The organism is Capnocytophaga canis (assembly GCF_000827555.1).
Classification (GTDB): domain Bacteria; phylum Bacteroidota; class Bacteroidia; order Flavobacteriales; family Flavobacteriaceae; genus Capnocytophaga; species Capnocytophaga canis.
The window spans coordinates 86175-99395 of sequence record NZ_CDOI01000134.1 but is presented as its reverse complement, the minus strand read 5'-3'; the positions used below and the strand labels follow the sequence as shown (position 1 = coordinate 99395).

9 protein-coding genes and 1 pseudogene are annotated in these 13221 nt (G+C 36.8%); 5 read left to right on the top strand and 5 right to left on the bottom strand.

Going from position 1 to position 13221, the window contains the following annotated elements; translation table 11 throughout:
* Positions 1-356 precede the first annotated feature (356 nt).
* The 4 genes and pseudogenes from CCAND38_RS04460 to CCAND38_RS04445 all read right to left on the bottom strand — a co-directional run bounded on the left by CCAND38_RS04460 (position 357) and on the right by CCAND38_RS04445 (position 4421).
* Positions 357-1271, bottom strand: coding sequence for a hypothetical protein (locus tag CCAND38_RS04460; RefSeq protein WP_042344041.1), 915 nt, complete (start codon positions 1269-1271; stop codon positions 357-359).
* Between the two features lie 5 nt (positions 1272-1276).
* The gene (locus CCAND38_RS04455; protein WP_042344040.1) at positions 1277-2119 is read right to left on the bottom strand and encodes a peptidase associated/transthyretin-like domain-containing protein; all 843 of its coding nucleotides are present in this window, start codon (positions 2117-2119) and stop codon (positions 1277-1279) included.
* Between the two features lie 21 nt (positions 2120-2140).
* The gene (locus CCAND38_RS11350) at positions 2141-3544 is read right to left on the bottom strand and encodes a TlpA family protein disulfide reductase (protein WP_052458120.1); all 1404 of its coding nucleotides are present in this window, start codon (positions 3542-3544) and stop codon (positions 2141-2143) included.
* 49 nt (positions 3545-3593) lie between these two features.
* Positions 3594-4421 (bottom strand): annotated as a pseudogene (locus CCAND38_RS04445) (IS1595 family transposase).
* A gap of 396 nt (positions 4422-4817) precedes the next feature.
* On the opposite strand from CCAND38_RS04445, the gene CCAND38_RS04440 reads away from it, so the two are divergent.
* The 3 genes from CCAND38_RS04440 to CCAND38_RS04430 are packed head-to-tail and all read left to right on the top strand — an operon-like array spanning position 4818 to position 10370.
* A complete protein-coding gene (locus CCAND38_RS04440; RefSeq protein WP_042344039.1) occupies positions 4818-7730 on the top strand; it encodes a SusC/RagA family TonB-linked outer membrane protein in 2913 nt (970 codons plus the stop codon).
* A gap of 30 nt (positions 7731-7760) precedes the next feature.
* Complete coding sequence (locus CCAND38_RS04435) at positions 7761-9341, top strand: RagB/SusD family nutrient uptake outer membrane protein (protein ID WP_042344038.1); 1581 nt, start codon at positions 7761-7763, stop codon at positions 9339-9341.
* A gap of 18 nt (positions 9342-9359) precedes the next feature.
* Positions 9360-10370, top strand: a complete 1011-nt coding sequence (locus CCAND38_RS04430; RefSeq protein ID WP_042344049.1) for a SusE domain-containing protein — start codon at positions 9360-9362, stop codon at positions 10368-10370.
* A 124-nt stretch (positions 10371-10494) separates the two neighbouring features.
* Here CCAND38_RS04430 and CCAND38_RS04425 read toward each other — a convergent pair whose 3' ends face one another.
* Positions 10495-10716, bottom strand: coding sequence for a hypothetical protein (locus CCAND38_RS04425; RefSeq protein ID WP_042344037.1), 222 nt, complete (start codon positions 10714-10716; stop codon positions 10495-10497).
* Positions 10717-10847: 131 nt separating this feature from the next.
* Here CCAND38_RS04425 and CCAND38_RS04420 point away from each other — a divergent pair, with 131 nt between their 5' ends.
* Together CCAND38_RS04420 and CCAND38_RS04415 are read left to right on the top strand one after the other, a co-directional pair.
* On the top strand, positions 10848-11525 hold the full coding sequence (locus tag CCAND38_RS04420; protein ID WP_231549994.1) for a DUF6261 family protein: 678 nt from the start codon (positions 10848-10850) through the stop codon (positions 11523-11525).
* Between the two features lie 187 nt (positions 11526-11712).
* Positions 11713-13125, top strand: a complete 1413-nt coding sequence (locus CCAND38_RS04415) for an alpha-amylase (RefSeq protein ID WP_042344035.1) — start codon at positions 11713-11715, stop codon at positions 13123-13125.
* The last annotated feature ends 96 nt before the right edge of the window (positions 13126-13221 follow it).

Genomic DNA, 13221 nt, shown 5'->3' with positions numbered 1-13221 from the left:
AATATTCCCCGTAATTCGTAATTAACTATCGTAATTTGTAATTAATCTCTTACAGAGTCAATTACGAATTTGAAATTACGATTTACAAACATCTCTCGTAATTCGTAATTAATCATCGTAATTTGTAATTAAACTCTAATATAGTTTTTTTGAGAAGTATGAATTGTTGAGGCAAATGTAATGTTTTTTTATGGATACACAAAAATAAAACACATTTTTTCTTTCAAAAGTTGTATTTCACCAATGTGCCTATTTTTTTAGGTAAAAAAGAATGATTATTCGGTGTAATTTTTCAGAAAGTATAGCACTACATCTTGTTTATAAAAAGGGAATTTTGACATTTGATTTTACACGGTTTAATCTTGATATTCTATTTCTATTCCAAAGTTAAAGCATTGTTCACGGATTTCGCTATAAAACATCTCTCTCCACGTATTACAATATTTGTCGAAATCATAACTGTATTCACGAAATTTAGATGATTTTCTAATAGCAACCGCATCAAATCGTGGAGGGTTCATTCGTTTTGCTATATAAAATTCGGTAGCATAGACCGAAACCATTACGCAAATTCCTTCTTTTGGAAATTCAAGAATCATGGACTTATCTACTTCAATTTCAACTCGTTCACCCACTCGTTTGCCTACCACCCAATCCTCTGTTCGGATTTTTTCTTTTGGTAGGTTCGCTATTGTATCATAGCTCATCAAATTTACTCGAAAAGGTATGTAAAGTGTATCCAATTCAGATTGTTTATCCTCAGATTCCAAAATGATTTTCTTTATAAAAGTTTTTTTATCAGACTTATTATTTGGAATATAAACTGCAACAGATTCATACACCGTTGGAAGAAATGAATATTCAATGCGATTTGAACCATGTGTGTAAATCAATTGTATATCAGCTTTTTCCATAATTGTATTCAAAAGTGATTTTTCTGGCAACAATGTTTTTCTCTTTCGCTTTTTAGGGCTTGAAACTTCCACTTCACTCAATACAAAGGTATTTTCTTCTAATACGATTTGTTTATTTTCTGGGAGTTCAATCCTTTTTAAGGTTTTTGTTTGAAAAGAAATATGCTGAATTTCTAATTTTTCAAATGGTTTTTGTGGTATATTAAACTTCCCTTTTTCATCTGAATAAGCAAAAAAAACATCATCTAAGAATAAATGAGCATAAGAAACAGCAATCCCTTGTTTGTCCAAAAGCGTGTATTCTTGTGAAAAACTGATGTTTACGAAAATTAAAAACAAAAGATAGATTTTTTTCATACGGTTTATTTTTCGGTTTCTATATCCATACAGAAAATGTAAGGTTGTTTTTCCCAACGTACCTTGCTATGGATATTCCTGCTTAGGAATGATTTTTTTCCACCTTTGGAAGGTTCCATTTTTAGTGTTGGTACAGGCTCTATTACCGAACCGCTACGGGTGTAATACAAATTTTTGTCATAATATGATTTGTCCAAAGTTTCCAAAACCACATAAATTCCCTCTTTTGGCATTGTGATGTTTTCGTTGCTAATGTCAATAACTGTCCATTTTTTGTTATCTTTCCTACGAATGACCTCACTTTGGAAAATGACTTTATCGGGCAAACTCGTTAGCGTATCCACTGAATGTAAATTGGCTTTGAAAGGTTGATATTTTAATCCTTTAACTCCATTAAAATCAGCTAATCTGTATTTTAATTTTGTGATTTTCTTTCTTTTATTTTTAAAGGTCGCAGGAATGAACGTTACCGCATAGCTATTCATGTTGAGGTTTGTGCTAAACCCAAATGGTAGCCATTCTTTTTTTTCTTTGTGAGTTACTGTAACATCATCTAATTTGTAAACTTTTCTTTCCAAAAAATATTTCTTTTCTGACACATTTTCGGTTTGAAAATCAATATACCCTAAATGGGTGAAAATCAACTTGGTTTTGGATAAACTACTTGGAATCTGCAAGTTAAAATATCCATTTTCATCGGTTTTGGCGGTGGCGATGTTTTTTCCATCGACTTGAAGCAATACATAAGTATCGGCTATTGGTTGCCCATTTTCCTTGTCCAACACTTGAGTTTGAGCGTTAATATTTGGAAAAATAGCGATTAGAAAAATTGTTAATATATATTTCATTGTTAAACTTCTTATTTTTACTTATTCCAACAATTCCTCCAACTCTTTTTGAATTTCTTGTGAATCAGGTTGTGGAGCGTTTTTGTGTACTAACTTTCCTTGTTTGTCGAAAAGCAAATAACGTGGTATGGAACTCAGATTCAACTCTTTATAAAAATTTGCTTTTGGATAATTCACTGCAAACAGATTATTTCCGTCTATTGCCAATTGTTCTTGGGCTACTGCTTTTTGCCATTTGTCAAAATCTGTGTCAATGGAAATATAAACAAAAACCACTTTATCACCATATTTGTGATGCAATTTTTTAGAAAAAGGCATTTGTTTTCGACAGGGGGTACACCAACTCGCCCAAAAATCCACGTACACTACTTTCCCTTGATTGGCTTCTAAAAGTTTAGATAGAGTGGTTGTTTGTTTTTGATAATCAATGAAATGTATGTTATTTTTATCTGTAATTAACTCATCAAAATCAAGTAAAAAACTATTTTTTAATTCTGTGATTAGCAACGAATCTTTTGTGACCTTATTGAATTTATCCAATCGAAGTTTAACGTCAGTAAATGAGGTTTTATGTTGCATATTTTTTAAAGACTCATAAAGCAAAAACTCTTTTACGTTTTCTCCGTAGAAATTAGAATCGTAAACCGCATCAAACATAGACAAAGGTTCATAGAACACTTCATAATCACTTGATGTGAGTTTAATGGTAAATTTCTTTGCTGTAAAAGATTTTACATAAGATTGGTAAGCTCTAATTCCTATAATTGAATCGTGTTTTAGATGACTTTCATCATTGATGTCAATATTTTTTGTTTTACGTGAATAGAAATAAGACAATTTTCTTGCATCATAAATAAAAGAGGTTACCAGATTTTGAGCAAATAAAGAATCTAATTTTCGTTCGTTTTCTACTAAGCGTAAACTATCCTTTAAGTGATTTGCTTTTCTTTGTTGTTTATCATTTGAAAACATTACTTGTATGTCAATAGAATCTTTAACATAAATCGGTTCTATATCACCTTGTAAGGCATTTTTGCTTTGATAATATTCTTTGATGTTACGTAAATCTGAAAAATCAACAACAAGTGTATCTCCTGCTTTTAAGTAATAGGTATTACTTATAAAAGGTGAATGTGTTACCTTAGCAATCATTACTTTACTTTCGTTAGTTATTGATATTGTATCTGAATTACCTTTAAAATTTGTATATTTTTGCCTGATAAATGAATTAGGATTAATCACTTCAACAGGAGCATCCAAAGTCAATGTGTAATGGTATTTACTAAAATAATATTTTTCTGTTGGATGAAATTTTTTTAGAATTAAAACTGAACTATTTGTTTTAATTTGTTCCGCAATGGAATTGTTTTGATCACTACAAGAAATTAATATTATTAACGAAATAAATACAATAAATTTTTTCATAAATATAAATTTTAGGAAAAAGCTATTTATATTTTTTTGAGTTCCATACTTAACTACATATCAAATTTCTATGATAGACAGGCTCGGTGTCAATCATTCGTTTGATGAGGTTGTTGAATATATTATTTTTGGATTCAGAACGATTAATTTGGTATGAAAATTCAGTCAAATATCTATTCATATTGAAATCTGAAACTCGACAATAAATCGTTCTCAACCAACTTTTTACTTGGTGTATTATGGTATGTAAAATCGGGAAATTCATCCCTTTATTACTCGGTATTTGTTTGATATTGAAATCTTTAATAGGTCTGTAACCTTTCCAATCATCAGTGGTTACTTGGGCGGATTTGTCAATATATTTATTAAAAATAGTTCGCAATAATTTAGCAGAATAATCTTCTATTTTGTTGGTATATAATCGTTTAACCTTTCTGTCATCGGTCAGTTCGATCCCACAAACTATCTTCTTTTTCTTTGAGTCGTAGCTTTGTCCTTGTTTGCCTTCTTCTTTTCCTCCACTTGAACTTTACCTTTCATTTTATGTAATTCATTGGATTTCATCGATTCACGAACTTTGTGCATAAACAATTGAGCCGTATCTTCGGTAATTGCGTAACGAACAGACATTTGTAAGACAGTGGTTGCACGCATTTAACTTCGTCGAATCTTCGATTTCAAAACAAATAAAAAAAGCCTTACGAAGTCCGAATTTTACTTTGTGAAAAAGTGTTCCTGCCGTAGGGCTTTCTGTATCAGAACAAATGTTACAAGTTCTTGAAAAATCCTTACGAATTTAGCTTTTTGTATGCCCACATCTGCGACATACGAAGCCTTTTTCTCACTTGCAATGAGCTAAATATTTTTCACAATCCAAGTCAGTTTTGAAGCGTTAAGGGAATTCTAAAAGATTTTGACCTTTAAAAATTTCCATAACTAACTGATTTTATGAGTTACAAAAATATGAAAATATAGAGGAACTCAAAAAGTTTTTTTCAAAAAACCTTAAATTTGATTGTCTAACAAACATTTCAAATTAAAAAGCGAAATCCTTGTTGAGTTTATTTTGAGAAAATAAAAACAAAATATTTCCATAAAAAACATCTGATTTTACTGACTTTTGTCAGTAAATTTCGAAAAGTTATCCACACTCCATCGTTTTCGTTTCGGTTTATTTCGTCAAGAAATTTTTCGTAACAAAAAAAAGTTGTAGTTTTACAGCCGAGAAGTAAAAATTGTTATATAAAATCGTTTAACTATTAAAGAAATATTTATGAAATCGTTAAAACTACGTATTTTGCTTTTGTTTCTTTTCGTTTCTGTAGGGATGTATGCTCAACAAATCGTAAAAGGAACTGTCAAAGACGCAACCACAGGCGATCCGCTGTTGGGAGTTACGGTAGTCGTTAAAGGGACTTCACGTGGAACAGCGACCGACTTTGACGGAAATTATGAATTGAAAGCCGATCGTGGCGAAGTATTGGTCTTCTCCTCCATAGGTTTTAGAAGTCGAGAAATTACCGTGAACGGAACTGTTTTAAACGTAACGCTCCAAGAAGATGCTCAACAACTCGATGACGTTGTAGTTATTGGTTACGGTGTTGCTAAGAAAAAAGATGTTACCGGTTCGGTAAATTTGGTAAATGAGAAAGATTTTAACAAAGCACCGGCGGTAAATGCCGATCAATTGTTGCAGGGTAAAGTGGCAGGAGTACAGATGACCTCATCAGGAGGGGCTGTAGGTGAGGGGCAAACCATCCGTGTGCGTGGTAATGGTTCGTTATCCTTATCTTCAAATCCGCTTATTGTAATTGATGGCGTGCCTATGAATGACGGAGGCGTTGGAGGGTCACGTAGTATCTTTAATTTGGTAAACCCTGAAGATATCGAAAGTATGACGGTACTTAAAGACGCTTCATCAACAGCTATTTTCGGATCACGTGCCGCCAATGGGGTAATTATGATTACCACTAAAAAAGGAAAAGCGGGTCAGGATATGAAAATCAATTTCAATACGAGCTTATCTTTACAAAACGTAAGTGATTATGTAGATGTGATGAGCGCTTCTCAGTACAGAGACCTCATTACAAGCACCGGAAAAGCCAATCTGATAGCTCGTTTAGGAGCGGCTGATACCCATTGGCAAAAACAAATCTATCAGACAGCACCAATGAGTAACAGCACTTTGAGTGTTTCGGCAGGTGGGGTAGTGCCTTATCGTGTTTCTGTGGGACATTCGTATGCCGATGGCGTACTTCGTACCGATAATTTCCAACGTACTACTGCCAAAGTAACATTGACGCCAAGTTTGTTGGACAATCACCTAAAATTAGAGCTGAATGCTAACGGAACATTTATGAAAAACCGTTTTGCTGAAAAGGGTGCTATTGGTGCAGCCGTAGGCTATGACCCAACCAAACCGGTTTATGACCCAACTTCACGTTATGCAGGTTATAGTGCGTGGTCAGACTCGGTAACAGGGCTTCTCGGAGGTTTAGCCCCGCTTAACCCAATGGCGATGTTATTCCTTACTGATGACAACTCCAAAGTGTATAACTTCATCGGAAATTTAAAAGCCGATTACAAATTACCTTTCTTTCCTGAGGTAATCGCTACGGTGAATGTAGGGTTAGACCACAGTAATGGTAAAGGAGATAGAATTATCGACCCTCGCTACCCCAATTCGTCAAGCAACTTTGCAGGAAATCATAAAGTTTATGATAACAAAACCACTAACAAGTTATTCGATGCTTATTTGAATTACAACAAGGAGGTAAATAATCACAACATCGGTTTGATGGTAGGGCATTCTTACCAATCTTTTGAATTTGACAATCACGAAACCTTTTATGAAACCTTTGTAAATCCGGGAGATAATAAAGAAACACCAAAAATCGATAAAAGCAAAAACGTGTTGATGTCTTTCTTTGGTCGTGCCAATTACAGCTACAAAGATAAATATTTGCTCACAGCAACACTTCGTGCTGATGCCTCATCTAAATTAGCAAAAGAGCATCGTTGGGGATATTTCCCATCGGTAGCATTGGCGTGGAACATCGCTAATGAGAATTTCCTAAAAGAAAATGAAACGGTTAATGAGTTGAAATTACGTTTAGGATATGGTGAAGTGGGTAACGTTAACGGATTAGGAGATTATATTTTCTTAACCAACTATACACGTAGTACAAACGGAGCTTCTTATCAGTTTGGCGATAACTTCTACCAAACCTACCGACCAAGTGTAGTAAACACCGACTTGCGTTGGGAAATCGGTAATACGATCAATGCAGGTATTGATTTTGGTTTTTGGCAAAATCGCTTAACAGGAACTATTGATGTATATCGTAAACTGACCAAAGATTTGATTGCACCAAGCACTGTGGATGCCTTCACCAATTTCAGTAACGAAGTAAAAGCTAATATTGGTAATATGGAAAACCGAGGAATTGAATTGGGCATTGGTTACACTCCTTTCCGTACCGATGATTTCCGTTGGACAATCAATTACAATGTTGCCTATAACGAAAATACATTGAAAAAACTTCCGAAAGTAGAAGACGTTGGAGGTGTCTCAGGAGGAACTGATAATGAAGTTCAACGCCACCAAGAGGGGCAAACTCCATTTACATTCTTCGTATTCCAACAAGTGTACGATGCTAATGGTAAGCCTATTGAAAACGTATTCGTTGATAGAAACAGCGATGGAGTTATCAATAACGACGACCGCTATTTGTACAAATCACCATTTGCTCCTGTAACAATGGGATTAACGATGGATTTCAGCTACAAAAATTGGGATTTGAACATTATTACACGTGCCAATATCGGTAACTATGTGTACAACAACACGCAATCTTCTTTAAGTCAGTTTGAAACAGCTGTTGATGGACAGTACTTGCGTAACTTAATATCAAATTATAACGACACCAAGTTCACAAAACTTAGCGGATTGGGCGTAATAAGTGATTATTTTGTAGAGAATGCCTCCTTCTTTAAGTTGGATAACATTACTTTAGGGTACACATTCCCAACTACAAAATACAATATTCGCCTATACGGAACAATGCAAAATGTATTGACCCTTACTAAGTACAAAGGCTTAGATCCTGAGGTATTTGGAGGAATTGATAATAATTTCTATCCTCGTCCGAAAACCTATTTGGTAGGTTTGAGCGTGAATTTTTAGTCAAAATACAACGAATAAAATTTTTGAAAAATGAAAAGATATACCACATATAAGATATTCGGATTAGCTTTAGCCTTGTCGCTAACGGGCTGTATGAAAGACCTTGATCAGTCGCCTATTGACCCCGATAGCTTTACACAAGTGCAAGTGTTTGCCAATCCAACAGAAGCCAAAAGTGCTTTGGCTAAGGTCTATGCCTCCTATGCCTTAACCGGACAACAAGGGCCTCAAGGACAGAGTGATATAACAGGAATAGATGAAGGATATTCACAATTTTCTCGGCTTTATTTCGCCGCTCAAGAGCTTACTACAGAAACCGCTTTAGTAGGGTGGGCTGACCAAACCATTAAGGATTTCCACGCGTTATCTTGGTCTTCTTCTGATATGTTTCTTAACGGATTGTACAACCGCTTGGGGCAACAAATTTCCTTTGCCAATTCATTTATCACCAATGCAGAAGCGTTAAGCTCCGATGCTCAGGTGAGAGCATTCATTGCTGAGGCTCGTTTCTTACGTGCCTATTCGTACTATTGCTTGATGGATTTGTTCGCCAACGTGCCATTAGCTACCAAAGTACAAGCTACTTTACCTACGCAAAGCAACCGTCAGGAAATATTCCAATTTGTAGAAAGCGAATTGAAAGCCATTGAGGGCGAGTTGAAAGCTGCCAAATCCAACGAGTACGGTCGTGTAGATGCTGCCGCTGCACAAGCACTATTGAGCCGTTTGTATCTGAATGCAAAAACGTGGGTAGGCACCGAGCGTTATGCTGATTGTGTGGCGTATGCCGAAAAAGTAATCAACTCAGGATATGCCTTGCATAATGATTACAGACAATTGTTTATGGCAGATAATGATACCAACGGAGCTCAAAACGAATTTATTTTTGTGTTGAACTACGATGGCATCCAAGCCAATACGTGGGGAGGTGTTACTAACTTGTTGCTTGGGTCTATCGGAGGCTCAATGAAACCGGAGAATTACGGAGTTGTCGAGGGTTGGCACGGATACAGAACAACCAAAGAATTTGTTTCTAAATTCGAGACCAAAACCACCAATGTCAACGGAGAGCCAACAGCTTGGAACGACCAACGAGCAATGTTTTATACCGATGGACAGTCCTACGAAATCAACAATATTAGTGAATTCACCGAAGGCTATGCACTGCCTAAGTTTACCAATCGTACTTCAACAGGAGGCAAAGGAAAAGACCCGTCAGGGAAACACCCTGATACCGATTTGCCTATCATTCGTTTGGCAGAGATTTATTTGAACTATGCGGAGGCTGTAGTACGTGGCGGAGGTGGAAGCAAAGCAACTGCGGTAGGCTATGTAAATCAACTACGCACACGTGCAGGAGCAACCCCTATTACCGAAGCAGAACTTACCGCCGATTTTATCTTAGATGAACGTGCTCGTGAGTTGTATTGGGAAGGATTGCGTCGTACTGATTTGATTCGCTACGGAAAATTCACCACAGCCGACTATCTATGGACATTCAAAGGAGGAGCCATCACAGGGGTGGGTACAGGTGAGCACAGAAATATCTTCCCCATACCGGCAAGTGTACTATTGGCAAATCCGAACTTAAAACAAAACACGGGATATTAATTGTAAAAATAAATGGGTATGAAAAATATATTCAAAGCAGGGACATTATTCGGGCTGCTATTTGTCGCCACATCGTGTGAGAAAGATGAAGAGAAAGCGGTGCTTAATGCCGAAGCTAAAATAGAAATGAGTTTGTCTGCCAATACGTTGGCTTTGGACAAAGAGAAAGGAAGTGAAACAGCACTTAGCGTTTCGTGGGAAACGCAACAGCTGAACCTAAATTTGGGGCATTCGTACAGCATTTTGTTGGAAAGCAACGGAAAAAGCAAAGAGGTATCCGTAACCAAATCGCCATATAGTTTTTCTCACGTTGAACTTAACAAAATTTTACTTGCCAACTTAGAGCTTGCCGCAGGAACAGAGGCAGAAGTAAAAGTAACGCTTAAAGATGCCGTTAGTAATACGTATAGTATTCCTACCCAAGCAAAAACCATTAAAATAACACCTTATGCTGACCTTATCGAGCCTACTGAATGGGGTATTGTAGGACACGCAACACCTAATGGGTGGGATGGTCCCGATCTTCCATTTTGGAAAAACCCGACCAATAGCAATGAAAGGATAGCTTATGTGGCTTTGAAAGACGGCGAAATCAAATTCCGTAAAAACAATGCTTGGGCAGAAAATTATGGTGATGACGGGAAAAATGGAAGTCTTGAAAACGGAGGGGCTAACATTCCTGTTACTGCAGGGATATACAAAATCGTTTGGAACATTAACGAAAAAACCTACACCATTGAGAAATACTCGTGGGGAATTATCGGAGATGGAGCCAAAGGATGGGGAGATAACGATGATATTCCATTAGAATATGACGGAACTACCAATACTTGGAAAGCCACAGGCGTTACCTTGAAAAACGGAGGTATCAAATTCCGATTTAACAAGGCTTGGGCAGTCAGTTGGGGAGATAAAAATGCGGACGGTGTGTTAGACCAAGAAGATGATAATAACATTCCCGTTACCGCAGGAACATATACCATTACGGTTGATTTCTCAGTAACACCGCCTACATATTCCATCAAATAGGTTTTATAATGACAAACTTCGACTCTTAGGCTAAGCAATTTTGTTAATACGCAGGGCAGAGAGTCGAAGTTTTTTTATACGATGAGGAAGAGGTAATATGTTAAAAATCAGGTAAATGTTTGCTTTATGTTTTAAAAATATGTAACTTCGGGGTCTGTATGTAATGTTTATGTCTTTCTAAATCCTGAGATTTTATCTTTTTGTAAGGATACAAATCTATAAAATCAGACAGATTTGCATTTTTGTAAGGGTACAAAAGCACAAAATCGGTGGGTTTTACTCTGTTGTAAGCCAACAAGGGTATAAAATCGGGCAGATTTCCACTTTTGTAAGGGTACAAAAACATAAAATCGGTGGGTTTTGTACTATTGTAATAAATAAAAAGAGAAAAATTACTTTAAAAAGAACAGAAGTAGAAGACAAATTATATAAACTTACCTATAAACATCAAGTAAAAACATAAAAAAATATAAAAATATGATTTCGAAGCATAATTTATCAAGAGTTCGCCTGATGGAATTTGCCCAAGTGATGGCGAATGTAAAAAACTTTTTAGAGAAAGAAGACCTTGCTAATTTGGAACTTACGGCTATTAAAACGGATTTTGACCGAGATTTTAATGCCTTTGAAGCCTCGTTAAAGCCCGTACGAAAGAGCGAGTACACGCAACGAATCACCGAATTGGACAATCAGCGCGATATACTACTGATGGGCTACATTGGGCATTGTAAGTTATTTGTGAATTTTCCGGTGAAAGAGAAAGCTGAAGCTGCTAAAAAATTGGTGCTAATCAACGAAAAATATGGTAAATCACCACAGAAGCAATCCTTCCGTGAAGAAACGGCTATCATTCGTAATCTGCTCGATGATTTAGCCACTACTCAAGTAAAAGCTATGGTAACGCTCATCGGAGCCGAGCAATGGATTGAGCAACTTGCACAAGTTAATGAAGCCTTTGCTTCACTTCACACCGACCGCACCCAAGAGCAAGGAGCCGTTGAGGTGGGCAAAACCCAAACCACTCGTGCCCAAATGCAAACAACATTTACCAAACTTATTACTCTAATCAATGGTTTGACCATCGTAAAAGGAATACAAGCATATCAAAATTTGGTAAATTCTATCAATGAAGAGATAAAAAAAGTAACTCAATAGTCAAGGGAAAAGTTTCAAGAATCAAGGATAAAGGATAAAGTTTCAAGTTCCAAGTTTCAAGTTCCAAGTTTCAAGAAACAAGGATAAAGTAACAAGGGGCAAGAACCGTAATTCGTAATTTGTAACTCGTAATTCGTAATTGATTCTCGTAATTCGTAATTTGTAACTCGTAATTGATTTCATACTTATGAAAAAAAATATTTTAACAATGGTTTTCGTTAGTCTGCTACTGTTTCAATGCGGTAAAAAGGATAATAACGATGCTCCCACACCGCCACAGGAGGTTACTCCGCTGAATCTCTCGGCAATGGATAACGGTAATCGGGTAATGATGCAGACTTTTTATTGGGATGTAGAACCTCGTGGCGATTGGTGGAATTTGACAGCTACCAAACTCACCGATTGGAAAGCTAATGGCGTAAACCGAATTTGGTTGCCACCTGCCACCAAGGGGCAATCAGGAGGGTATTCAATGGGGTATGACCCGTCGGATTACTTTGATTTTGGCGAATATAACCAACACGGCACCGTAGAGACCCGTTTTGGCTCGCGTGCCGAATTGGAAAATCTAATAAAAAAAGCCCACGACAACGGCTTAGAAGTTATTGCCGATATGGTATTGGGGCATAATTCAGGGGGTGGATTGGAACATAACATCACGCGTGGGAAAGACACTTACACGATGTTCAACGAGCAACACGGCAATGCTTCGGGAAAATTCAACCGCAGTCATTTGGACTTCCATCCGAATGATTACCATTGTTGTGATGAAGCTGCTGATTTCTTTTCAGAACAAGACCTCTGCCATCATAAGGAATATGTACAGAATTGGCTTTGGAAATCGGATGAGTCTGTAGCCAAATATTACAAAAACACAATGAAATTTGACGGATGGCGTTTCGATTATGTCAAAAGTTTTGGCGCTTGGGTAGTGAAAGATTGGATGGCTTCGGTAGGGGGCTTTGCCGTAGGAGAATATTGGGACGGCGACGCTCAAAAGCTCAAAAATTGGGTAGATGAAAGCGGAGGAGTTCCGGCTTTTGACTTTGCGTGTTTCTATAAATTGGAACAGGCTTTGGACAAAAATGATATGCGACACTTAATGGGCAACCAAATGCTTCGAACCATCTATCCTGATAAGGCGGTTACTTTCGTTGCTAATCACGATACCGAGAAAGACAAAAATCTTGATAATGTAATCAGTAAAGAACGAAAACTCTTGGCGTATGCCTATATGCTCACCCATAGCGGCTACCCAACTATTTTTATTTCGGATTACGAAAATGATGAATTCAAAGCCAAAATACAGAATCTGTTACTCATTCACCGTAGTTTAGCCGTAGGCGAGGAGAAATTCTATTTGGCTTCCGATACCGAATTTATTGATTTCCGTTTAGGCGATGAAAACAGCCCCGGATTGATGCTTTTCCTCAACAGTGGAAATGCCCCTGCTACGCGTACCATTCCTACACATTGGAAAAACAAAACTTTGATAGATTATACCCAACAGAGTGCCACACGTCCTGTCACCGATGCTAACGGAAAGGTAACCATCACGGTGGGAGCAAATAGCTATGGGGTTTGGTCAATTTCAAAATAATTACGGATTTCGATTTTTAAATTACAAATTTCGAATTACAAATTACGAAAGTTAGAGCCGTAATTCGTAATTGACTCTCGTAATTCGTAATTGACT

Bases quoted from the DNA above. Each gene is read 5' to 3' on its own strand.
- CCAND38_RS04435 (WP_042344038.1), top strand. From the start codon at position 7,761: ATGAAAAGATATACCACATATAAGATATTCGGATTAGCTTTAGCCTTG.
- CCAND38_RS04415 (WP_042344035.1), top strand. From the start codon at position 11,713: ATGAAAAAAAATATTTTAACAATGGTTTTCGTTAGTCTGCTACTGTTT.
- CCAND38_RS04430 (WP_042344049.1), top strand. From the start codon at position 9,360: ATGAAAAATATATTCAAAGCAGGGACATTATTCGGGCTGCTATTTGTC.
- CCAND38_RS04455 (WP_042344040.1), bottom strand. From the start codon at position 2,119: ATGAAATATATATTAACAATTTTTCTAATCGCTATTTTTCCAAATATT.
- CCAND38_RS04420 (WP_231549994.1), top strand. From the start codon at position 10,848: ATGATTTCGAAGCATAATTTATCAAGAGTTCGCCTGATGGAATTTGCC.
- CCAND38_RS04425 (WP_042344037.1), bottom strand. From the start codon at position 10,716: ATGTTTTTGTACCCTTACAAAAGTGGAAATCTGCCCGATTTTATACCC.
- CCAND38_RS04440 (WP_042344039.1), top strand. From the start codon at position 4,818: ATGAAATCGTTAAAACTACGTATTTTGCTTTTGTTTCTTTTCGTTTCT.
- CCAND38_RS11350 (WP_052458120.1), bottom strand. From the start codon at position 3,544: ATGAAAAAATTTATTGTATTTATTTCGTTAATAATATTAATTTCTTGT.
- CCAND38_RS04460 (WP_042344041.1), bottom strand. From the start codon at position 1,271: ATGAAAAAAATCTATCTTTTGTTTTTAATTTTCGTAAACATCAGTTTT.